Genomic DNA, 20,757 nt, shown 5'->3' with positions numbered 1-20,757 from the left:
ATGAAAATTGGAATTATTGGAGCAATGGATCAAGAGGTCAAAATTCTAAAAGAAAAATTGACAGACACGATGTCATGGGAACGAGCAGGCGCTTTATTTGTTTCTGGTTCGTTAGGAAGACATGAGGTGATTGTGGTTCGTTCAGGAATTGGTAAAGTGGCCTCAGCTGTGACCACGACTTTATTGATTCATCAATATGGCGTAAATATGGTGATTAATACAGGTTCTGCTGGTGGTATCGGTGAAGGACTAAAAGTTGGCGATTTAGTCATTGCAGACAAATTAGCTTACTTTGATGTTGATGTCACTGGTTTTGGTTATGCCTATGGACAATTGCCTGGTGGTGTGCCTTTGTATTTTGAAACAAGTGAATACTTGCGGATGGAAATTGCGAAAGCCGCTGAAAAAACTGGTTTAGCTATTCGTAAAGGATTGATTGTTACTGGAGATACTTTTGTGGATAGTGCTGAGAAAATCGCCAAAATTAAGAAAGAGTTTCCTGAAGCCTTAGCTTGTGAAATGGAAGGCGCAGCAATTGGCCAAGCGGCTTCACAGTTCAATATTCCATTCTTAGTTGTACGGGCAATGAGTGATACAGCAGATGGCGAAGCAACTCAAAGCTTTGACGAATTCATCGATGAAGCTGGGAAAAAATCAGCCGAAATGGTTATTCATTTTGTCGAGAACTTAGTTTAAAAAGAGAAAGAAACAACCATCATTTCATCAATGAAATGATGGTTGTTTCTTTTTGCTTATTGTCATTTAATGAAAGGTTTTTAAATACTGTTCTTTTTGTTTACGCGTTAATTTTTTAAAGGCGGCTTCGGCTTTGGTGGCCGCGCTACGTGTTTCAAATTTCTCTGTATGAATCATTTTGACTGGGCGGCGTTTGGCTAACCGTGTATATTTTGCACCAGTTCCGCTATTATGTTCGGTTAATCGACGTTCTGGCTCAGTTGTATAGCCACCGTAAAAGGAACCATCTTGGCAAAGTAAAACATAAAAATAATGGGATTTCTTATTCTCCATACAGCATAGCCTTCATTTCTGCTTCGTATTCGTTCTTCTCATTGTATGTAAAAAGAGGTGGTAACACACGAAAACCGTCTTTTTTGCCTTGCTTAATGCCTTCAATTAGTAAAACATTGGCTTCTTTGCCTGGCTTCGGATAAACAAACCGAGCTTTTTTCGGCGCAATATTGGCGTTTTCCATGGCATGTAAAATATCAAGGAAACGATCAGGTCGATGAACCATTGCGAGGCGACCATTTGTTTTTAATAAATCCGCCGACACAGTGACCACTTCTTGAAGAGACGTGTGAATTTCATGACGGGCAATCGCTAAGTGCGGGTTTGGATTTTTTTGGCTAGTTGGTCGTTCTTTAAAGTATGGGGGATTACATAGTACTAAATCGACAGAATCTTTTTTGATGACCTCTGTCGCTTGTTTTAAATCACGTTCATACATCGTTACTTGTTTTTCCAATTTATTTAATAGAATACTTCGTTGACCCATATCCGCCAAACGAGGTTGTAATTCGATTTGGTCGATCATTGCAGCTGTTTTCCGACTAACGAAGAGGCCGACCGCGCCATTGCCAGCACATAAATCGACAATCTTGCCTTTTTTTGGTAGTTGCGGAAAATTAGCCAATAAGACTGCATCAATGGAAAAAGAAAAGACTTCTTTGCTTTGAATAATTTGAATATCATCCGCATATAATTGATCAATCCGTTCGCCGGATAATAACATAGATTAAGAACCTCCAACTTTTCATCTGATTGTTCATGTATTATACTACTTTTAAACCCGTATGACAAAATCTGTTCCCTAGATTAGTAGGGACATGTTATTTCTCTAATTGATAGACGTAAAAAAAGCTTGTCAAAAGGTAGAGCTTTCGGCATACTAGAAAGCGGAGAGAAGAAAGGAAGAAAATTATGTTTTTTACATTTATGCGTGGCGTGGTTCGCGTCATTTTATTTGTGATTAATGGAAATGCACATTATGAAAATAAAGAAAAATTACCAAAAGACCAAAACTATGTCTTAGTTGCGCCGCATCGAACATGGTGGGAACCGCTGTATTTAGCTGTTGCTGGCAGTCCTAAGAAGTTTAGCTTTATGGCAAAAAAAGAGTTGTTTAAAAATCCTGTTTTACGTTTCATTTTAAAACATGCGAATGCGTTTCCGGTGGATCGTGAGAAGCCCGGTCCCAGCGCGATTAAAACACCTGTCAAAATTTTAAAAAATTCTGATTTAAGTTTGATTATGTTCCCCAGTGGCACGCGTCATTCCTCAGAATTAAAAGGTGGGGTAGCCTTGATTGCTAAAATGGGGCGAGTACCTATCGTGCCATCTGTTTATCAAGGTCCGTTAACTTTAAAAGAGTTGTTTAAACGTAAAAAAGTAACGGTTCGTTTTGGGGAGCCAATCGATATTAGCGATATTAAAAAAATGGATAAAGACGGTTTAGCTGAAGTGGAACGTCGGATGCAAGAAGCATTTGATCAGTTAGATAAAGAAATTGATCCAACTTTTAAATATGAATCAACGGAGAAAGAATAAAACAAACCGCTACAGAATAGAAATGTTACTGGCAGGTAGTCTCGTCAAAAGATGATGCTCCCTGTCTTTTTTCTTGCGTTAAGAAAAAAGTTTGTTAAAAATCTAATTCTTCTGTCCGATTTTCTTAAAAAATACCAGAAATTTGTTATAATAATAAGAAGGACTTTTTTAGGCGGTGAAAAAATGAAATTTTTACATACAGCAGATTGGCATATTGGCAAAAAATTACATGGTTTTGATTTATTGGCAGAACAAAGGGAAGCCTTTGAACAAATCTTAGCAATTGCGAAAGAAGAGCAAGTGGATGCTGTTGTAATCGCTGGAGATTTGTATGATCGCTCTGTTCCAGCAGTTGAAGCAGTCGAGATTTTTAATGAAATGATGATTCAAATGAATCTCAAAGAGCATTTCCCCGTGTTAGCTATTTCGGGAAACCATGATAGCAGCACGCGTTTAGAAACAGGAGGCCCTTGGTTTAACCAAACGCAATTTCATTTGAATACGCGTTTAGAACAAGCCTTTCAACCAATTGAAATCGACAATACCCAATTTTATTTGTTGCCTTATTTTGAACCGATTGCGGCTCGCTTATATTTTGAAGATGAAACGATTCGAACGATTCAGGCGGCGATGGAAAAAGTTGTCGCGAAAATGCAGGAATCTTTTCTCCCCAACAAAAAACAAGTGTTAGTTAGTCATTTTTTTGTCGCTGGCAGTGAAAAAACTGATTCTGAAACAAAATTAACAGTGGGTGGTTTGGATGTTGTACCGACGGCTTTGTTAGATCCTTTTGATTACGTCGCGTTGGGCCACTTACATGGAAAAAATGCGTTGCAGGCACCTAATGCTCGATACAGTGGCTCGCCTGTAAAATTTTCTTTATCAGAAATGACACAAGAAAAGGGTGTATGGCTTGTTGAAACAGAAACTGAAGTTCATTTTCAATTCCGTGCTTTGAAACCATTGCGAGACATTCAACAATTGACGGGCTCGTTTCAGCAGTTAACGGATCCCGCTTTTTATCAAGAAGTGAATCGGGAAAATTATTTACATGTCCAATTAACCGACCGAGCGATCATTCCCAACATGATGAATCAATTGCGAAAAATTTACCCCAAAATTATTGGGCTGGAACGTTTGAATGGTCGAGAAACAAGCAGCGGAAATCAGAAAAAAGTGGTACAAATAGAACAACGCTCACCTGAAGAACATCTGCATGACTTCTTTAACGATGTGACAGGAGAGGCCTTGACAGAACAACAAGCACAATGGGTCCAAGAAGAACTGAGTACACTTAATCAATTAGAAAGAGGGAAGTAATAGGATGAAACCATTATCTTTAACATTGAAAAACTTCGGACCGTATATTAATGAAACCATTGATTTTACGAAGTTTGAAGATTCTTCACTTTTTCTAATTAGTGGAAAAACAGGGTCTGGGAAAACAACGATTTTTGATGGAATGAGCTATGCTTTGTTTGGTGAAAGTTCTGGGAAATTACGTTTAGGCAAAGAAATGCGTTCCACATTTGCTGACCCCTCAGAAGCCACTGAAGTTACTTTGCTTTTTAAACATAACGAGTATCTCTATGAACTGAACCGCCTTCCCGAACAAGAACTTTTTAAAAAACGTGGCACAGGAGTCCGTAAACAAAGTGCCAAAATTTCTTTAATTGTCAAAGATGCTCAAGGGAAAGAACTACGAGCCTATTCTAAAAGACGTGAAGTGGACGAACTCATTCAAGAATTATTGCATTTGAATGCCAATCAATTTGCTCAAATTGTATTGTTACCACAAGGAGAGTTTCGGACTTTTTTAATTGCTAAAAGTGATGAAAAAGAAAAGGTTTTGCGTAATTTATTCGGAACAGAATTGTATCAGTTGTTCAGCGAAAATTTAAAAGAACGCTTAAAAATTGCCAATCAAGAGATTCAAGAAACCCAGCAAAAAATTGAACTGAAAACAGAACAGTTGCATTGGTCAGAAGAACCTGAACCGACAATGACACTTTTTGAAAAACTTCAATTATTAGAAAGCCAACAACAAGAGGCTCAGCAACAACTATTAGTTGAAAGAGAACAAATTACAACCTTAAAACAAGCCAAACAAGCAAAAGAGCAAGTTCGTTATGCTATTGAAGAACGACAAAACTTGCAACAGCAAAAAGAAGAATTATTGGAAAAGAAAACAAAACAAGCTGAACAGGAAACCGTCATTGAGCGGTTAGAGGAACAGATTCAGCAATTAAAATGGAGCCAAAAACAGCAATCTTTAGCTGAAAAAGTCTTTGAAAAACGAAGTGAAAAACAACAAAAAGAGCAAGAAACAAAGTCCAAACAACAAGCTCTTATGGAAACGCAACAAGCATTGACAGATTGGCAAGCAATCATGAGTGAGTTGGAAGAACAACAACCATTGATTGCTGAAAAACAAGAACGTTTTCAAACGATTCAACGTCAATTACCACAATACCAAGAATATGAACAGTTAGCCCAACGACAAATAGCAGAACAAGCCAATTATCAAGCCATTCAAAAAGAGTATGAATCTTGCCAACAGGAAAAAACAACATTAGCGGATAAAGTGGCAACAGCCAAACAATTTATTGAACAAGAAGGAACACTTGAAAAAGCAAATTTTGAATGTTCTAGTGTAGCAGATCATTGGCAAAATTTTGTAGAACGTTGGCAAAAAAATCAAAAAGCTTGGCAAAAAATTAGTCAAAACCAAGGGGAATTGCACGAGTTGACACAACGGTTTGCTGTTGAACAGCAACAAAAAAGCGCCGAAGAAGCGAAGTTGCAGACAAAGAAAAGTCAATGGGCCTCTTTACAAATCCAACGATTAAGCTTGTTACTTGAAGAGGGGGAACCTTGCCCAGTTTGTGGCTCTTTAGAACATCCAAAGCAACAAACTCATCAAGAAGTTTCCTTAGAAGAGATTAATCAAGCGGAACGGGAATTAACGGAAGTTGAAAAAACGGTACAACGATTTACTGAAACGCTCTCTGCATTAGGGGCGGAAAAGCAACAGAAAGAAAGCCAATTACAAGAACAGGAAGCTGCGTATACTGAGGAACAAGAACAATTAGCAGCGCAGTTTGCTGACTTGCAGTTGCCGTTAACAGGACTAACTTTTTCACAAGTAACACCTGCAGAAATTGCGGAAGTTGAGTCGCAATTAGCTAAAGAAAAACAACAAATAGCACAAAAACTAACGGAAATTTCAGTCGAAAAGGACCATCTAGCGGAACTAGAAGAACAAGTAGCTGAAAATTCCCAACGCTTTGAAGTGCTCCGACAACAAGTAGAAACAATGCAACAAAGTCTGGAAAGAATCACTATCCAGCAGCAAATGATTGCTAGCCAATTATTGGATGCAACCGTCACATACGAAGAAATGACTAAACGACAAGCTTTGCTTCAAGAAGAACTCTCTGCATTTGAACGTCAAAAAGAAAACGTGACGACACAAGGAGAAACCTTGAAGAAAGAAGAAATGATCCTTGAAAGTACGTTGACTCATTTGGAGAAAGAACAACAAACACTTCAACAAACAGTCGCACAACTTGAGAGTCAGTTAAACGCAGTTTTAACGGAACAAGGAGTGACAGAGGACCAATTGACGGAGTGGTTGAAAGAGGTACCGACACTAGAAAGTCAGCAAGAACAAATTGCTTTATTTGAACAAGAGCAAACCCAACTGACTATCCAACTCGCTGAAATTGAGAAAAAATTATCTAGTGATACGTTCCCAGAATTATCTTTAATCACCACAGAAATTGAACAAATAACACAACAAATTGAAGAACAAGAAAAAAAATACTATCAACTGCATGAAAAAATGCTGAACAACCAACAGTTGGTTCAAGAAATTAATGCGCAAAGAACAACAATTGAAGACAAATTTGAGGAAGTTGCTGCACTACAACAGTTGGCAGATACGGTGAATGGCAATAATCCTAAAAAAATTAGTTTTGAACGGTATATGTTACAAACGTATTTAGAAAGAGTGCTGACAGTCGCTAATCAGCGTTTAGACCGCCTGACCAATAGTCGTTATCAATTTGAATTGAATCACGAAGCAGGCAGTTATCGGAATCAAACGGGGCTAGAAATCAATATTTATGATGACAATTCAGGGACGGTACGCAGCGCTCACACGTTATCAGGCGGGGAAAGTTTTATAGCAGCGTTAGCTTTGGCACTTTCTTTAGCAGAAGTGATTCAAGAACAAGCAGGCGGAGTCTTAATTGATGCGTTGTTTATTGATGAAGGCTTTGGTTCCTTAGATGAAGAAGCATTGGAAATGGCAATGGAGGCGTTAGAAACGATTGAAAATGAAGGCCGCATGATTGGGATTATTAGTCATATTGGCGAATTAAAAGCACGAATTCCACAACAATTACAAATAAAAAGCAATGGGAATGGTCAAAGTACCGTTCACTATCAGCTAGCTTAGTAGAAGAGGAGGTGAGTCGATGAAATGGAGTATTCCAGAGCGAATCGTTGAACAAGGACGCGAATATATGCAAGAAGGCCGGGTCTTATCTATCGTTCAAAATCCAGAAAAAAGGATCTGGTTGTCTGAGGTTTTAGGGGAAGAACTTTATCTTGTTGAATTGGATGGTACCGCCAAAGAACAAGATGTTTGTGAATGTCAATATTGGATGGAACATGGCTATTGCAAGCATACAGTGGCAGTTGAACTGGCACTGAAACAACGAGGCGTGTCAAGAATTATTCAAGCGAATCAAACAGTCAGTTTTGAGAAAACAAATCGATCAACAGCTGAAATGTTTACCAAAGGCTTTGCCAAATTAAGCAAAGCTTCTGCCGAAGTTCCCTTGCAGCCTTTACGTTTAGAATTTCATTTAGATGTGATCGAAACGAATAATTACTATCCAGAATTATCAACGATTGGTCTTTCTTTAAAAATTGGTTTAGAAGGCACCAAACCTAAAACATATATTGTGAAAAATATTGGTGATTTTTTACAAGCATATGAAAAAGAAATGACTTTTATGGTGAATAAACAACACCAATTTACTTTGCTACATGATTCTTTTTCAATGGAGATTCAAGAAATTTTAACAGAACTTGCGGCAATTTATCATACCAGCCAATTATTAGGTGCAAACGGTATTCAAGTTAAAGGGAAAATCGACAAACGTTATCTATTATTACCAATTGATCGCAGTCAATCGTTAGTTGAAAAAATGAATCGAACGGGTCAGTTTATATTGACCAATCAAACTCATAAGTATCGCTATCTAACGTTCAAAGAAACCAGTTTGCCACTTACGTTTACAGTGCAAAAAACCGAGGAACAAAGCTTCAAATTAACTATTCAGAATCCTATTACAACGTTTCTAGCCCACTATCACTGGGCGATTGCGGATCAAACGGTTTATTTACTAACAGAAGAGCAGGAAGCCATCTACACCACGTTACTTCAATTAATGAAACGCTTGGAAGAGCCGTCAATTATTTATGAAAAAGAAACAGTTTCTGATTTATTTAGTGAAGTGTTACCATTATTGGAAAAAATTGGTCGAGTGTCTGTTGAAGAATCAGTTGAAGAATTAGTCGTCCATCATCCTTTAAAAGCAGTCTTTATTTTTAAGAAAATTAAAGGTCGGATTAACGCTCGGATTGACTATCACTATGGAGAAGTCATTTTCTCGACAAACCCGAAATATGCTCAATTACCTGAAGTCAATCAAGAAATCGTTCGAGATAAAGCAAAAGAAACAGCAATTAAGCAACAATTTCAACAGTTTGCCTATCAGCAAACAACCACAGGCTTTGAAAAAGTCTTACCTGCTGGGGAGTCCTTGTATTATTTCTTTAAAGCCGAAGTACCAGCTTTCCGTCAATTAGGAGAAGTTCGGATGGGACGGAAATTACGGGAATTGTATTTAGATGCCCAGCATCATCAACCAACGATTGAAGTTGCGGAAGGGGATTCTTGGTTGGATATTCGGTTTGATGTCACTGGCATTGATGAAACCGAAATCGATGCAGTATTGACTAGTCTGCTACGTAATGATGCTTTTTATACGTTAAAAAGTGGTGAAATTCTTGCTTTTGACTCAGAGGAATTTTTCCATACAAGTGCAATTTTAACGAAGCTTCGAAAAAATATGCATCAAGAAGACAATGTCATTCATGTGCCCAAAAATCAAGGTCTCATGATCGAAAGTTTATTAGAAGACAACGAGCGGGCACATTTTTCAGATTCCTTTAAAAAAATGGTCACGGATTTAACGCATCCAGAAAACTTTGAAGCGCAAGTCCCCAAATCCTTACAAGCAACGTTACGCCATTACCAAGAAACAGGGTATAAATGGCTGAAAATGCTTAGCCATTATCAATTTGGCGGTATTTTAGCTGACGAAATGGGTTTAGGGAAGACACTGCAAACCATTACCTATTTACTTTCGGAAAAAGAAGAAGAGCGCTTGAAAGGGACAGCTTTGATTGTCGCTCCTGCAAGTTTAACCTATAACTGGTTAGCCGAAGTCAAACGTTTTGCGCCAACCTTAAATGTTCAAGTGGTTTCTGGCAACCGCCAAGAACGAGCAGCGCTTTTACAAAATAGCACCGAAGATATTCTGATTACTTCTTATGCAAGTATGCGACAAGATGTTCAGCTTTATCAGGAAATGCGTGTCGGCTATTTGATTTTAGATGAGGCCCAAATGGTTAAAAATAGTGGGACTAAAACGGCGCAAGCCTTAAAAAGTTTAAAAGTACCCCAACGTTTTGCATTAAGTGGCACACCAATTGAAAATAATTTAGATGAACTGTGGTCAATTTTCCAAATGATCTTACCGGGATTGTTCCCAGGCAAAAAAGCCTTTCGAGAAATTAAGCCGGAAGAAATTGCCAAAATGATTCAACCATTCATTTTACGACGAGATAAGAAAACGGTGCTCGCAGACTTACCAGAAAAAATTGAAAATAATATGTACAGTGTCTTAACAGAAGAACAAAAAACGGTTTATTTGGCCTATCTAAAACAAATGCAAGCAGATGTCAGTCAAATGGATCAGGCGACCTTCAAGAAAAATCGTATGAGTATTTTAGCAGGCTTGACCCGTTTACGACAAATCTGTTGCGATCCGCGTTTGTTTATTGAGGATTACACAGGAGGTTCTGGCAAAGTGGAACAAGTCAAAGACTTTTTAGTGGCTGCCAAAGAAAACAATCGTCGGGTTCTATTATTTTCTCAGTTCACAAGCATGCTTTCTATCTTAGAAAAAGAATTGAATGAATTAGGTTTAGAGACGTTCTATTTACGAGGAAGTACGAAGCCTCAAGATCGGTTAACGATGGCGAATGCCTTCAATGAAGGAGAAAAAGATGTCTTCTTAATTTCATTGAAAGCAGGGGGAACCGGACTAAACTTGACTGGTGCAGATACAGTTATTTTATACGATTTATGGTGGAATCCCGCAGTCGAAGAACAAGCGGCTGGTCGGGCGCACCGCATGGGACAAAAAAAGGTTGTTGAAGTGTGGCGGATGATTGCAGAAGGAACGGTTGAAGAAAAAATGAATTCCTTACAGCAAGAAAAACGCGAGCTGTTCCAAAAAGTGATTCAAGGAAATGAAGAGCAATTAGCGAAAATGACGGAAGAAGATATTCGCACAATTTTAAGCATTGGGGAATAGCCGTTCAACTTAGTTGCTATCTTATTTAAAGAGAAATGGAGTAATTCGTTTGAAACAAAAAGAATATATGGAATATCGGCCGCTAGGTGAAGAAATTGAACGGATTCGTAAAGGAAAAAATATTCCTCTGCGTGTCTTTGATGAAAATGGTGTTTCTAGTCGAAGTTATCAACGCTTTGTCCAAGGAAATAGTGAATTGCGTATTTCGGATTTAGCCATTATTGTCGAAATCTTGTCTATTTCGCCGATGGAAATGACAGAAAAATTAACGCCAATGTCCAAAACAGTTTTAGCTAAGGAGCAGTTTAATCAAGCAATCTTTAGTAAAAATTTTCAAGAAAGTAGTCGAATCGTTGCAGATTATCGGGCGTATTATGATAAATCGTCTTTTGCTTTAGGAAAGCAAGAAGTAATGTATTCGATGTTGGCGTTGGAATATCTTTTTAATCCTCAAACGGTTGTGACAAAAGAGGAAATTATTGCATTAGAAAATCAGATTCTGGAACGATTAATTAATGCCGATGTGTATACTATTTTTAATTTGAAATTTTTAGCATTACAAAAAAACGTTGGCTTGCAGCCGTTTCCAACTTCGTTACTTTTTCGTGTACTACAATCTGTCAATGAGCGGGAAATTATTGATATTCGCTCACTAGAAATTATCGAGCAAGTAATTATTGATTTTTTATTTGCGGCGATTGTCAGCCAAAATGTTCCCCATATTCTTCATGTATTAAGCATGTTTAAAGAATATGAAGTGGGTGAAAATAACTGGCGAATGATCCTCTGGAAAAAAATAGCAGAAAAAATAGAAATGATTTTAACCAATGAAGAAATATTCGCAGATTGGGCAATCTTTAAAGAACAAATCCTTTTATCTATCACATTGTTTTTACCAAAAGCCAAACAAGAATTTTTTGCTGGGCAATTGGAAAAAATAGAGGATAGTTTAAAAGAAATAAAAGAAAATTAGGCATAATTGAGAATTTGTCATAATAAATTCTGGTTGTGTTTAGCGACAAAGAGCGCCAAATAGGGGTAGAAAACCCTATTTGGCGCTCTTTGTCTTGTCTATACAAATTAATTTGGACAGTTTGTCGTAATTGAACCCATTTTCAGTTGATATTCACTATAATTAAGAAAATATCAGGAGGTGAAGTTTATGAAAAAAATGTGCATCTCCGCAGTTAGTGCCTTACTTTTGGGTAATAGTTTGCTACTTCCTGTAACAACTTTCGCCGAAACGACCGAAACAATCGCATCCTCCAGTGAAGAAAATGTTTCATCTGTTTCAGAAGAAAAGATTCCAGAAACTTCATCGGCAGAAGAGCAAAATTCAGCAACCAGTTGTTCGGAGATTCCCCAATCAGAAGAGTTAACGACTGTTGAAACAAGTGAAGAGCCGCCAAATGAAGCACTAGCGATAACGGAAGCACAACTGATGATGCCCCAATTATACGCAGGTGCTGTCTTAGATAAAGCGACGCCTATCAGTACACTATTTCCTGATCCAGCCTTTGCGGAAAATATCAGAAAACAGTTAAGCAAATCTCGGACCTCTAATACTGTCACCCAAGCAGAATTGGATAAACTGAATAAAGTTATTTTAGAAAATGTCGTTGTTTCTAATGTGGAAGGAGTTCAATACCTAAGAAACTTAGAAGAATTATCTTTTCAAGATTCGCTCAATGTAACAGATTTGAGTCCTTTTGCTAAAGGTGAATTTAAGCTATTACGTTTTTTATATATGAGAAACAATAAAATAGCTGATCTTAGTCCGTTAGGTCAAGCAGGATTAATTAGTTTAGAAGGCTTGTATGTTGAGAACAATCAATTAACGACATTAAATGGACTTGAAGGAATGCCTGCTTTAAAAAATTTAAGTATCCAAAATACGACAGATCATCCGTCAAAAATCACGCCGAATAATCGAGTGACTTCCTTCGACCCGCTTCGTTCTCTTCGTAATTTAGAAACCATTTGGGCTGCCAATAATCAGATTGCTACTTTAGATGGGCTTACGGAAGCAAATAACCTACTCCGTCTTTATGTGGAAAATAATCAATTAAAAACAATTGCGCCCTTGGCGAATAAACCACGTCTAGAAGAGTTGAGTATTATGAATCAAACGATTACTAGTCTGGAAGCTTTAAGCACTGTTCCTAATCTGCGTGTACTGTATGCAAGAAACAATCAAATTTCTTCCTTGGCACCGTTAGAGAAAACACTCAATCTAACAGTTTTAGATGTGGGAGAAAATCAAATTTCAGATATCAGTCCGTTAAAAGGTTTAACGGCCATTACAGGGCTAGATGTATCTAATCAAATGATTATCTTATCTTCTGTCGATTATATTGCTGGGAAACCCCTGCAATTAAAAAATAAGGTGGTATCTCGTGATGGTCAACTATTTCCACCGCTGACGATTAGCCCTTATGGAAGTTACGATGCCACAAAAGGACTGTTTGAATGGAAGTTACCCAAAACTCATGAAGGCGTTTCTTATATCTGGGAATCAACAGATAAAGCATACTTAGGGAACTTTTCTGGAACAGTCGTCCAACCTGTCAAAGAAGTTTTCTTAAGTGAAACGAAACTATCTTGGTCAAAAGAGCGTATAGAAAAGTCGATGGAAAAAACAATCGATATTGATGACTTTCAAAAAACAGCCCTGCCTTTTTATTGGCAAGATGTCGATGCTGGGAATAGATTACAATTTATTGTCAAAAAAGAGGGCCAAGAAATCCAGAAATTAGCAGATGAAACAACCACTAATTCTAAAACATTTAAGGAAAAAGCCTTGTTATTACCAGAACTAACTTATGGAAAACAGCAGTTGGTCGTGGAAGTCTATGATAAAGGCTACAAGATTGATGAATTAGCGCTAACAGTCACTGTGGTTGGCTCTGTCAGGTTCAAAACGGTACCAACAGCGATTTCCTTTGGGAATGAGCTACAAATCGCTAGTAGTACGACCCAATATCCAATTGTTTCCATGGATCAACCATTAGTGATACGAGATACTCGTCAAACGGGGAATAATTGGTCGCTTGCACTAACCGTTACTTCTGATTTCAAATCTGAATCAGGTGCTACATTGCCAAATGTTTTAAAATTTAGAACCAACCATCGCTTACAGGACATTCCAGAAGGCCAATCGATTCTTGTTCACAACCAAGTCAATGGACACCAAGAAACAAATATTTCTGATCAATGGAAAGAAAATGACCAAGAGTTGTTATTATCTGTTCCTGGAGGGACGGCCAAAGCAGAAGAATACGAAGCAAAACTAACTTGGCACTTGATGGACGTACCTGATGGCAGTGCAAAATAGGGGGTGAGTCTTATCAAAAAAATAGTTAGCGGCGTATTGCTATTAGGATTGATTTCATCAGTTGATGTATTTGCTGAAACAAATGCCTATCCGACAAATGCAGAAGTTTCTTTTTATGGCGAGTATGAGCCACCAGCCAACAAAGAAAAACCAGATGGTAAGATACCACAGCGTTTCCCCAAGCAGTCGGAAGCAATACCAGCAGTGAGTGGAGAATCATTGAAGCATTCAACAAGTAAAACGGTTGATCAAAAAGGCTCAGGCTTCTTACCTCGAACTGGTACTAAACAGCAACAAATGTTTAATTATCTCGGAATAATAGTCATCTTTATGGCTAGTTTTATTTTAAAAAAAAGAAAGAAGGAACAATAAAATGAAAAAAATTATCTTATCAACAATCCCCGCTATCACTTTAGGCGTGGCTATTGCACCAGAAGTGAATGCAGAAGAAAAAAACTATGAATCAAATGCCATCGTAGAATTTACACCGGATGCCTCTATCAACAAACCTGTCGATCCAGTGAATCCAGATACCGAAAAACCTGTTGAACCCTTTGATCCAACGACACCAGACACAGGCAATAAGCCAAATGAAGGAACAACTGGTCCACTAAGTATCGATTATGCTTCTAGTCTAGACTTTGGCAAAAATAAAATTTCAAATAAAGATGAAAAATATTATGCAAATCCACAATACTTTTTCTTGGCAGACGGTTCTGGTCCTGATTTGACTAATCCTAAACCAAATTATGTACAAATTTCCGACAAACGCGGAACGAATGCCGGTTGGGCCTTAACAGTTAAACAAGAAACACAATTAACAGCGACAAAAGAAACATTAAATAAAGTTTTAGACGGTTCAGAAATTAAATTAAGTCAAAACAAAGCAGTGTCTAATTCCAAAGCAGTCACACCAACTGCGCATGAAGTAACTTTAGTAGCTGGCGATTCATCAAATGTGATGTCTGCCGCTGAAGGTCAAGGTTCTGGAACTTGGCTTAGTGCGTTCGGTGGGATTGAAAAAGTGGAAGTTGACGGTGAAAGCGTAGATAAAAATACAGCGATCACATTAACTGTACCAGGAGCAACACCAAAAGATGCTGTTCAATACAAAACTGTTTTAACATGGACAATCGCTGATTTACCAAGCGTATAATTATTGAAACTATAACAATAGAAGAGAAGGAGCACTAACATGAAAAAAATGACCATCGCAAGCAGCTTAATTTTAGCAACCATCGCGGTAGGCACACTACCAGTTCAAGCAGAGGAAGTGGCTAATCGCGACACAGATGCTATTGTAAAATTTAAAGCACCAGATGAAAAAGATCCTAACAGCAAAAATCCTGTAGTGGATCCAGAAGACAAAGACGGCAAAGATCCTGTGACACCTATCGACCCAGTAAATCCTGACAAACCAGTTGATGAAGGTTCTACAGGCCCCTTAACCTTGGACTATGCTTCAAGTTTAAACTTTGGTGAAAATATCATCAGCACAAAAGATGAAATCTATTTTGCATCAGCACAAGTTTTAAAAGATAAAAATAATGTTGAAAAAACGGGTCCATTATTTGCTCAAATTACAGATAATCGTGGAACTTTAGAAGGCTGGACTTTATCTGCAAAACAAAATTCTGCATTTACTTCTGCTACAAAAGGTCAGACACTTGAAGGAACTGAAATTGTCTTTCAAAATGCTTCAGCTGTGACAGCAGGACAAAGCGCTGCACCAACAAGTTTAGCGAGCGTAACTTTTGGTACAGTGGGTGAAAGTCATAACGTGATGGTAGCTGCAACAGATCAAGGTGCTGGGAAATGGTCATACTTATACGGCAATGCTAGTTCAATTGCTGAAGTTGACGGCCGTCAAGTAATGAAAGATGTTCAATTAAAAGTGCCAGGTAAATCAGTTAAATTAAATGATGCCTACAAAACAACAATTACTTGGACATTAGCTAATACGCCAGTATAAAAAGAACATTTTTGGAGAAAGGAAGAGGGGAACTCAGCCTTTCTCCTTTACATAGAAATGGAGTGTAGAGCGAAATGAAAAATAGATATTTTATTCTGATGATCCTAAGTTTTTATTTCTTTGCTTTTGGGATTGAAACCTCAGCAGCAGAATTACGATTTAGTGTTGAAACAGAAATTCCAGAAAACCAAATAGATAAAACAAAAACATATTTTGATTTAATGATGAAACCAGACCAAGAACAAATTTTGAAAGTTCGAGCGGCCAATAGTACAGATGAAAATTTAGTGATTGATGTTAGTGTGAAGTCGGCCACAACAAACAGCAACGGAGTGATTGAATATGGTGAGTCGTTGACAGCTTTAGATAAATCTGCACCAGCAGATTTATCAGAAATCATTCAACTGAAAGACGGCGGTGAGAGTGTTGAATTGCCTGCTAAAAGTGAAAAAGTAGTTGAATTGCGAGTGAAGATGCCTAAAGAAGAGTTTTCAGGGCAACTAGCGGGCGGGATCACGTTTAGTGAAAAAGTCGATGAAACGAAAGACAAGCAAAAAGAAAATACAAACGGCTTAGCAATTGAAAATCGCTATGCCTATACAGTAGCTGTTTTACTTCGAGAAAATGAAACAGTTGTGCAACCTGAATTGTCTTTAGAGAAAGTTGAACCGACGCAAAGAAATGCGCGCAGTGTTATTTCTGCAACACTGCTAAACCATGAAGCAGCCTATCTTCAATCAATGAAAGTAACGGCAAATGTTAAAAATAAGAAAACAAATAACGTTATTTTAGAGAAAGAACAAGAAGATATGCAAATGGCGCCCAATTCAATTTTTAATTTCCCTATTCCTTATGAAGAAAATGAAATGGAAGCTGGGACGTATGTATTGGCAATGACTGTGGAAGGCTCAGGAAAAAAATGGCAATTTACGAAAGAATTTACGATCTCAAAAGAGGAAGCAAAAACATTTAATGAGAAAGATGTAACCGTCAAAAAAACGGAATCTAAACTTATTTATCTCTTAATCGGTTTATTGATCCTTTTATTGATAATCTGCCTGTTCATCATTTTACGTCTGAAAAAACAAAAAAATAAATAAAAAAAGCCGTTCTTCAATTTGAAGAACGGCTTTTTTTTAAAGATTAAATAATTTCTCCACAGTCGGACAAAGTTCGGTGAAACAAGTGACTTCTGCAAGGTGTGATGCAGGTTGGCAACTTGGTAGTTCACGAGAGCGGTGGTTAAACCAAAGAGAATGCCAGCCACCATTACGTGCGCCTACAATATCATTGTCATAACTATCACCAACATATAAAGTATGTTCAGGTTCCATACAAAATTGATTACAGGCTAAATCAAAAATTTCCTTTTCAGGTTTTTGAAAACCCGTACTTTGAGAAATAATGATATTTTGGTTTGGAACCCATTTTTCAAGATTCAATTGTTTAACTTTTTTAAATTGATGGTCTGTTGGACCATTTGTAATAATCCCCATCGGAATTTCTTTCTCTTGTAAAGTATCAAGAAGCTTAGTAACTTCTGGATGCATCGTAATATTATCCAATTCTTCTTCATAAACTTGTTGGAAAATTTTTCCTTCTTCTTGTGAAATTCCTGGATAGTTTAGATCCTTTAATGTTTCATTCATCCGGAAAAACCGCATGAAATCTAGGGACCATTCATTGGCTAAAACTTTCGGAAACGTTTCATCGCTGTGGTGTCTAAAACGAAGATACAATTCATGCATATCCTCTGTCGCAACGTTTGGGAAAATTTTAGTCATCGCATTTCGAAAGGGTTGTTGCTGATCGTACAGCGTGTCATCAACATCAAAAACAATGGTTCTCATTTAACAAGTGCACCTCTTAACTTTTTTACAAAACTTTTCATATGTTATATTGTAGCCGATATTTTCACAAATAAATAGAGTATTTTTCACTGTATTTCAAGGTTTTGTACAGAAATCAAAGCCTTGCGGGAAAAGACAATTATAGTTATTTTTACCGAAAAAATGGAAACGATAAATGAAAAGTTTGTGAAAATGATTTTGAGTCAAAGTTACTTAAATAACACGTGTTCTGATAGAAGTTAGAATTTTGCAAGAGACAGTCTTTTTCCGTATAATGAATGAGAATGAAGGGGGAGAGTTAAGGAGTTATGTTAAAGCGTTTTTTTGGGTATTATCGGCCGTATCGTCGATTATTTATTTTGGATTTTGGGTGTGCCGTTTTTGCGGGGCTGTTAGAGTTGGCTTTTCCAGTAGCAGTCAACCAAGTAATTGATAAGATTATGCCAAAAGGAGATTTTCGCCTCATTGCATTAGCTAGTGCGGGCTTATTTGCATTTTATATAATCAATACGTTTTTACAATTTATTGTGGTTTATTTTGGTCATATGTTAGGCGTGAATATTGAAACAGATATGCGTGAAGAATTATATCAACATCTTCAAACACAACCGTTTGAGTATTATGATAATCAAAAAACAGGGAAATTAATGAGCCGTTTGACCACTGATCTTTTTGAAATTTCGGAAGTGGCGCATCATGGTCCAGAAGACGTCTTTATTACGATTATGACGTTAGCAGGTTCTTTTTTATTAATGTTAACCATTCACGTGAAATTAGCCATCGCTACGTTTATTTTATTGCCATTTATCACGATTGCGCTAGGCTATTTTAATAAAAAAATGACAAAAGCGAATACGGATATTTACGATAATTTAGGTGAATTTAATGCTGGGATTGAAGCGTCAGTAAGTGGGATACGTGTCACGCAATCTTTTGCAAATGAACCATTTGAACGAAAACAGTTTAATTATTTAAATCAAATGTATCGAAAATCGAAATTATATTTTTATAAGGTGATGGGTGTCAGTTCCGCCTATAATTACTTATTAATTCGTTTGATAAATTTATTTTCATTAATTTTTGGTGCGTATTATACAATTAAAGGAGAAATTACAGAAGGTCAGTTTGTAGGATTTATTTTATTAGCCAATATTTTTATTCGGCCGATTGAAAAAGTCAACAATATGATTGAAAGTTATCCCAAAGGATTTGCTGGTTTTAAACGTTTTACGGAAGAAATGGACAAACAACCGTCCATCAAAGATTTGCCAGGAGCTGTTGCTGTTTCGCATTTAGAAGGAACGATTGCCTATAAAGATGTTTCATTTGCTTATGAAGATGGCACAAAAGTTTTAGACCATATCAATTTAAAAATTCAACCTGGTGAAACCGTTGCTTTCGTTGGACAAAGTGGTTCAGGAAAAACGACCTTGTGCAATCTGTTGCCTCGTTTTTATGAAGTGAGTAGTGGTGAAATTACGATTGACGGTAGAAATATCCAGCAAATGACCTTGGCTTCATTACGTAAGCAAATTGGAATTGTTCAACAAGATATGTTTTTATTCCCTGGAACATTACGAGAAAATATTGCTTATGGGAATTTAAATGCTACAGAAATAGACATTCAACAAGCGGTGAAATTAGCACATTTAGAACATGTATTTCAGCTAATGCCAGATGGCTTGGACACAATTATTGGCGAACGTGGCGTGAAATTATCGGGCGGTCAAAAGCAGCGAGTGGCAATTGCGCGAATGTTCTTGAAGAACCCGCCGATTTTAATCCTAGATGAAGCGACTTCTGCATTAGATACAGAAACAGAGCAAGTGATTCAAGAGTCATTAAACTCGTTAGCTGATGGGCGAACAACATTAATTATTGCCCACAGACTGGCAACGATTAAACATGCTGATCGAATAATCGTAGTGAGTGACCAAGGAATTTTAGAAGATGGAACACATGAAACTTTGTACGCGCAAAGAGGCCACTATCGTCGGCTGTACGATGCTCAATTTAGAACATAAAAACCCGCGAATAAAACTTCGCGGGTTTTTATTATGTTTGGTTAGCGCCGAACTTTTCTTCCCAAACCAACAGCATTTTTCATTCGTTGAAGTGTTTTGTTGGCTACCAGGCGAGCGTTTTCTGCGCCCTCATCTAAAATCATATCTAATTCTTCTGAAGCTAGAAGCTCTTGGTAGCGCACTTGAATAGGTTCTAATAAGGCAACTACTGCTTCTGCTAAATCTGCTTTGAAGTCTCCATAGCCTTTGCCTTCGTATGCTTGAACAAGTTCCTCAACAGTTTGACCTGTCGCAGCAGAATAAATATTTAGTAAGTTAGTAATGCCAGGCTTTTCTTCTTTATTATATTCAATTACACCAGTTGAATCAGTTACGGCAGAGCGGATTTTTTTGCGAATCACTGCTGGCTCATCAAGCATTGAAATAAAGCCCTTCACATTTGTATCGGACTTACTCATCTTTTTCGTTGGTTCCTGTAAGCTCATAATTCGACTACCTTGCTCAGCGATTTTTACTTCAGGCATCGTTAAAATTTCTTGATTTTTTTGGGCGTAACGTTTGTTGAAGCGTTCCACAAAATCACGTGTTAATTCTAAATGTTGTTTTTGATCATCTCCGACTGGCACTAAGTCAGCGTTGTACAACACGATATCACCAACCATTAATGGAGGGTATGTTAAAAGACCAGCGCTTACGCCAGCACGACCATTTTTTTGCGATTTATCTTTAAATTGTGTCATTCGTTCTAACTCACCAATAGAAGTATTGCACTGAATGATCCAACCAGCTTCTGCATGGGCACTCACTTCAGACTGTATGAAAATTGTTGCTTTTTGTGGGTCTAAACCAACCGCTAGGTAAAGAGCTGCTAAGCTACGAATTTGCTGGCGTAGCTTTTGCGGTTCTTGGGGAACGGTAATGGCATGTTCATCCACAATACAAAAATAACAATTGTATTCATTTTGTAATTCGATAAATTGTTTCATCGCACCAATGTAATTTCCGATTGTCGGAGTACCACTGGGCTGAATACCAGAAAAAATTGTTTTCATTAAATAACCACCTGACTTTAGACTTAAGATAGTGAATAGTTCTATTATACATTTTATTAGAAAAAAATACATGGGAACTTCTTGAAAAATCACCAAGAGAAGTAAATTATAACAGCAACCATAAAAATAGAAAACTGTATTACTTTTTTACAGAATCATAACGAATATCCATAAAATTTCATAAAAATTAACCCTAATTTTACACGGATGTAATGAAGGGAAAATAAACAAAGTTAATAAAAAATGTTTAAAAACCCCTAGTATTTTTATTAGAAATT

At 37.3% G+C, this 20,757-nt stretch carries 16 protein-coding genes; 12 read left to right on the top strand and 4 right to left on the bottom strand.

The window, feature by feature from the left end:
• Entirely contained in the window at nt 1–696 is a 696-nt protein-coding gene (locus AB1I62_RS12070; protein ID WP_002356454.1) for a 5'-methylthioadenosine/adenosylhomocysteine nucleosidase, read from the top strand.
• Between the two features lie 66 nt (nt 697–762).
• Here AB1I62_RS12070 and AB1I62_RS12065 read toward each other — a convergent pair whose 3' ends face one another.
• The gene (locus AB1I62_RS12065; RefSeq protein WP_002356455.1) at nt 763–1,029 is read right to left on the bottom strand and encodes a GIY-YIG nuclease family protein; all 267 of its coding nucleotides are present in this window, start codon (nt 1,027–1,029) and stop codon (nt 763–765) included.
• A complete protein-coding gene (locus AB1I62_RS12060; protein WP_010821789.1) occupies nt 1,019–1,753 on the bottom strand; it encodes a tRNA1(Val) (adenine(37)-N6)-methyltransferase in 735 nt (244 codons plus the stop codon). Before AB1I62_RS12060 ends, AB1I62_RS12065 begins: the two co-directional genes overlap by 11 nt.
• 188 nt (nt 1,754–1,941) lie before the next feature.
• On the opposite strand from AB1I62_RS12060, the gene AB1I62_RS12055 reads away from it, so the two are divergent.
• The 10 genes from AB1I62_RS12055 (at nt 1,942) to elrE (ending at nt 16,653) form a co-directional block, all read left to right on the top strand.
• A complete protein-coding gene (locus tag AB1I62_RS12055; protein WP_002356461.1) occupies nt 1,942–2,568 on the top strand; it encodes a 1-acyl-sn-glycerol-3-phosphate acyltransferase in 627 nt (208 codons plus the stop codon).
• A 183-nt stretch (nt 2,569–2,751) separates the two neighbouring features.
• On the top strand, nt 2,752–3,888 hold the full coding sequence (locus tag AB1I62_RS12050) for an exonuclease SbcCD subunit D (protein WP_048737900.1): 1,137 nt from the start codon (nt 2,752–2,754) through the stop codon (nt 3,886–3,888).
• 4 nt (nt 3,889–3,892) lie between these two features.
• Nucleotides 3,893–7,030, top strand: coding sequence for an SbcC/MukB-like Walker B domain-containing protein (locus AB1I62_RS12045; protein WP_048737902.1), 3,138 nt, complete (start codon nt 3,893–3,895; stop codon nt 7,028–7,030).
• 19 nt (nt 7,031–7,049) lie between these two features.
• Nucleotides 7,050–10,247 (top strand): DEAD/DEAH box helicase, encoded by a 3,198-nt coding sequence (locus tag AB1I62_RS12040; RefSeq protein WP_002356465.1) that lies wholly within the window; start codon nt 7,050–7,052, stop codon nt 10,245–10,247.
• A gap of 67 nt (nt 10,248–10,314) precedes the next feature.
• Nucleotides 10,315–11,220: an Rgg family transcriptional regulator ElrR gene (gene elrR / locus AB1I62_RS12035; protein ID WP_002389794.1), complete on the top strand. Its 906-nt coding sequence runs from the start codon at nt 10,315–10,317 to the stop codon at nt 11,218–11,220.
• A gap of 189 nt (nt 11,221–11,409) precedes the next feature.
• Nucleotides 11,410–13,581, top strand: a complete 2,172-nt coding sequence (gene elrA, locus AB1I62_RS12030) for an enterococcal leucine-rich protein ElrA (RefSeq protein ID WP_048737904.1) — start codon at nt 11,410–11,412, stop codon at nt 13,579–13,581.
• A gap of 3 nt (nt 13,582–13,584) precedes the next feature.
• Nucleotides 13,585–13,953, top strand: coding sequence for an LPXTG anchor domain-containing protein ElrB (gene elrB, locus AB1I62_RS12025; protein WP_002356469.1), 369 nt, complete (start codon nt 13,585–13,587; stop codon nt 13,951–13,953).
• A gap of 1 nt (nt 13,954) precedes the next feature.
• Nucleotides 13,955–14,737: a WxL domain-containing protein ElrC gene (elrC, locus tag AB1I62_RS12020; protein WP_002384097.1), complete on the top strand. Its 783-nt coding sequence runs from the start codon at nt 13,955–13,957 to the stop codon at nt 14,735–14,737.
• Between the two features lie 39 nt (nt 14,738–14,776).
• Nucleotides 14,777–15,553, top strand: coding sequence for a WxL domain-containing protein ElrD (gene elrD, locus AB1I62_RS12015; RefSeq protein ID WP_002362542.1), 777 nt, complete (start codon nt 14,777–14,779; stop codon nt 15,551–15,553).
• Between the two features lie 74 nt (nt 15,554–15,627).
• Nucleotides 15,628–16,653, top strand: coding sequence for a transmembrane protein ElrE (elrE, locus tag AB1I62_RS12010; protein WP_002376547.1), 1,026 nt, complete (start codon nt 15,628–15,630; stop codon nt 16,651–16,653).
• Nucleotides 16,654–16,689: 36 nt separating this feature from the next.
• On the opposite strand, the gene AB1I62_RS12005 is transcribed toward elrE, so the two are convergent.
• The gene (locus AB1I62_RS12005) at nt 16,690–17,403 is read right to left on the bottom strand and encodes an HAD family hydrolase (RefSeq protein ID WP_104859221.1); all 714 of its coding nucleotides are present in this window, start codon (nt 17,401–17,403) and stop codon (nt 16,690–16,692) included.
• 308 nt (nt 17,404–17,711) lie between these two features.
• Here AB1I62_RS12005 and AB1I62_RS12000 point away from each other — a divergent pair, with 308 nt between their 5' ends.
• Nucleotides 17,712–19,427 (top strand): ABC transporter ATP-binding protein, encoded by a 1,716-nt coding sequence (locus AB1I62_RS12000; RefSeq protein WP_048737910.1) that lies wholly within the window; start codon nt 17,712–17,714, stop codon nt 19,425–19,427.
• Between the two features lie 41 nt (nt 19,428–19,468).
• Here the strand turns inward: AB1I62_RS12000 and trpS are convergent, their stop codons facing one another.
• Complete coding sequence (trpS, locus tag AB1I62_RS11995; RefSeq protein WP_002356476.1) at nt 19,469–20,479, bottom strand: tryptophan--tRNA ligase; 1,011 nt, start codon at nt 20,477–20,479, stop codon at nt 19,469–19,471.
• Nucleotides 20,480–20,757 lie beyond the last annotated feature (278 nt).

The organism is Enterococcus sp. AN402, assembly GCF_040719405.1.
Classification (GTDB): domain Bacteria; phylum Bacillota; class Bacilli; order Lactobacillales; family Enterococcaceae; genus Enterococcus; species Enterococcus faecalis.
This window is presented reverse-complemented; position numbering and strand designations above follow the sequence as displayed.

Excerpts from the sequence above, each read along its gene's own strand:
- elrD (WP_002362542.1), top strand. The coding sequence starts at position 14,777 with ATGAAAAAAATGACCATCGCAAGCAGCTTAATTTTAGCAACCATCGCG.
- elrC (WP_002384097.1), top strand. The coding sequence starts at position 13,955 with ATGAAAAAAATTATCTTATCAACAATCCCCGCTATCACTTTAGGCGTG.
- AB1I62_RS12055 (WP_002356461.1), top strand. The coding sequence starts at position 1,942 with ATGTTTTTTACATTTATGCGTGGCGTGGTTCGCGTCATTTTATTTGTG.
- AB1I62_RS12065 (WP_002356455.1), bottom strand. The coding sequence starts at position 1,029 with ATGGAGAATAAGAAATCCCATTATTTTTATGTTTTACTTTGCCAAGAT.
- AB1I62_RS12060 (WP_010821789.1), bottom strand. The coding sequence starts at position 1,753 with ATGTTATTATCCGGCGAACGGATTGATCAATTATATGCGGATGATATT.
- AB1I62_RS12050 (WP_048737900.1), top strand. The coding sequence starts at position 2,752 with ATGAAATTTTTACATACAGCAGATTGGCATATTGGCAAAAAATTACAT.
- AB1I62_RS12070 (WP_002356454.1), top strand. The coding sequence starts at position 1 with ATGAAAATTGGAATTATTGGAGCAATGGATCAAGAGGTCAAAATTCTA.
- AB1I62_RS12000 (WP_048737910.1), top strand. The coding sequence starts at position 17,712 with ATGTTAAAGCGTTTTTTTGGGTATTATCGGCCGTATCGTCGATTATTT.
- AB1I62_RS12045 (WP_048737902.1), top strand. The coding sequence starts at position 3,893 with ATGAAACCATTATCTTTAACATTGAAAAACTTCGGACCGTATATTAAT.
- trpS (WP_002356476.1), bottom strand. The coding sequence starts at position 20,479 with ATGAAAACAATTTTTTCTGGTATTCAGCCCAGTGGTACTCCGACAATC.
- elrA (WP_048737904.1), top strand. The coding sequence starts at position 11,410 with ATGAAAAAAATGTGCATCTCCGCAGTTAGTGCCTTACTTTTGGGTAAT.
- elrR (WP_002389794.1), top strand. The coding sequence starts at position 10,315 with ATGGAATATCGGCCGCTAGGTGAAGAAATTGAACGGATTCGTAAAGGA.
- elrE (WP_002376547.1), top strand. The coding sequence starts at position 15,628 with ATGAAAAATAGATATTTTATTCTGATGATCCTAAGTTTTTATTTCTTT.
- AB1I62_RS12005 (WP_104859221.1), bottom strand. The coding sequence starts at position 17,403 with ATGAGAACCATTGTTTTTGATGTTGATGACACGCTGTACGATCAGCAA.
- AB1I62_RS12040 (WP_002356465.1), top strand. The coding sequence starts at position 7,050 with ATGAAATGGAGTATTCCAGAGCGAATCGTTGAACAAGGACGCGAATAT.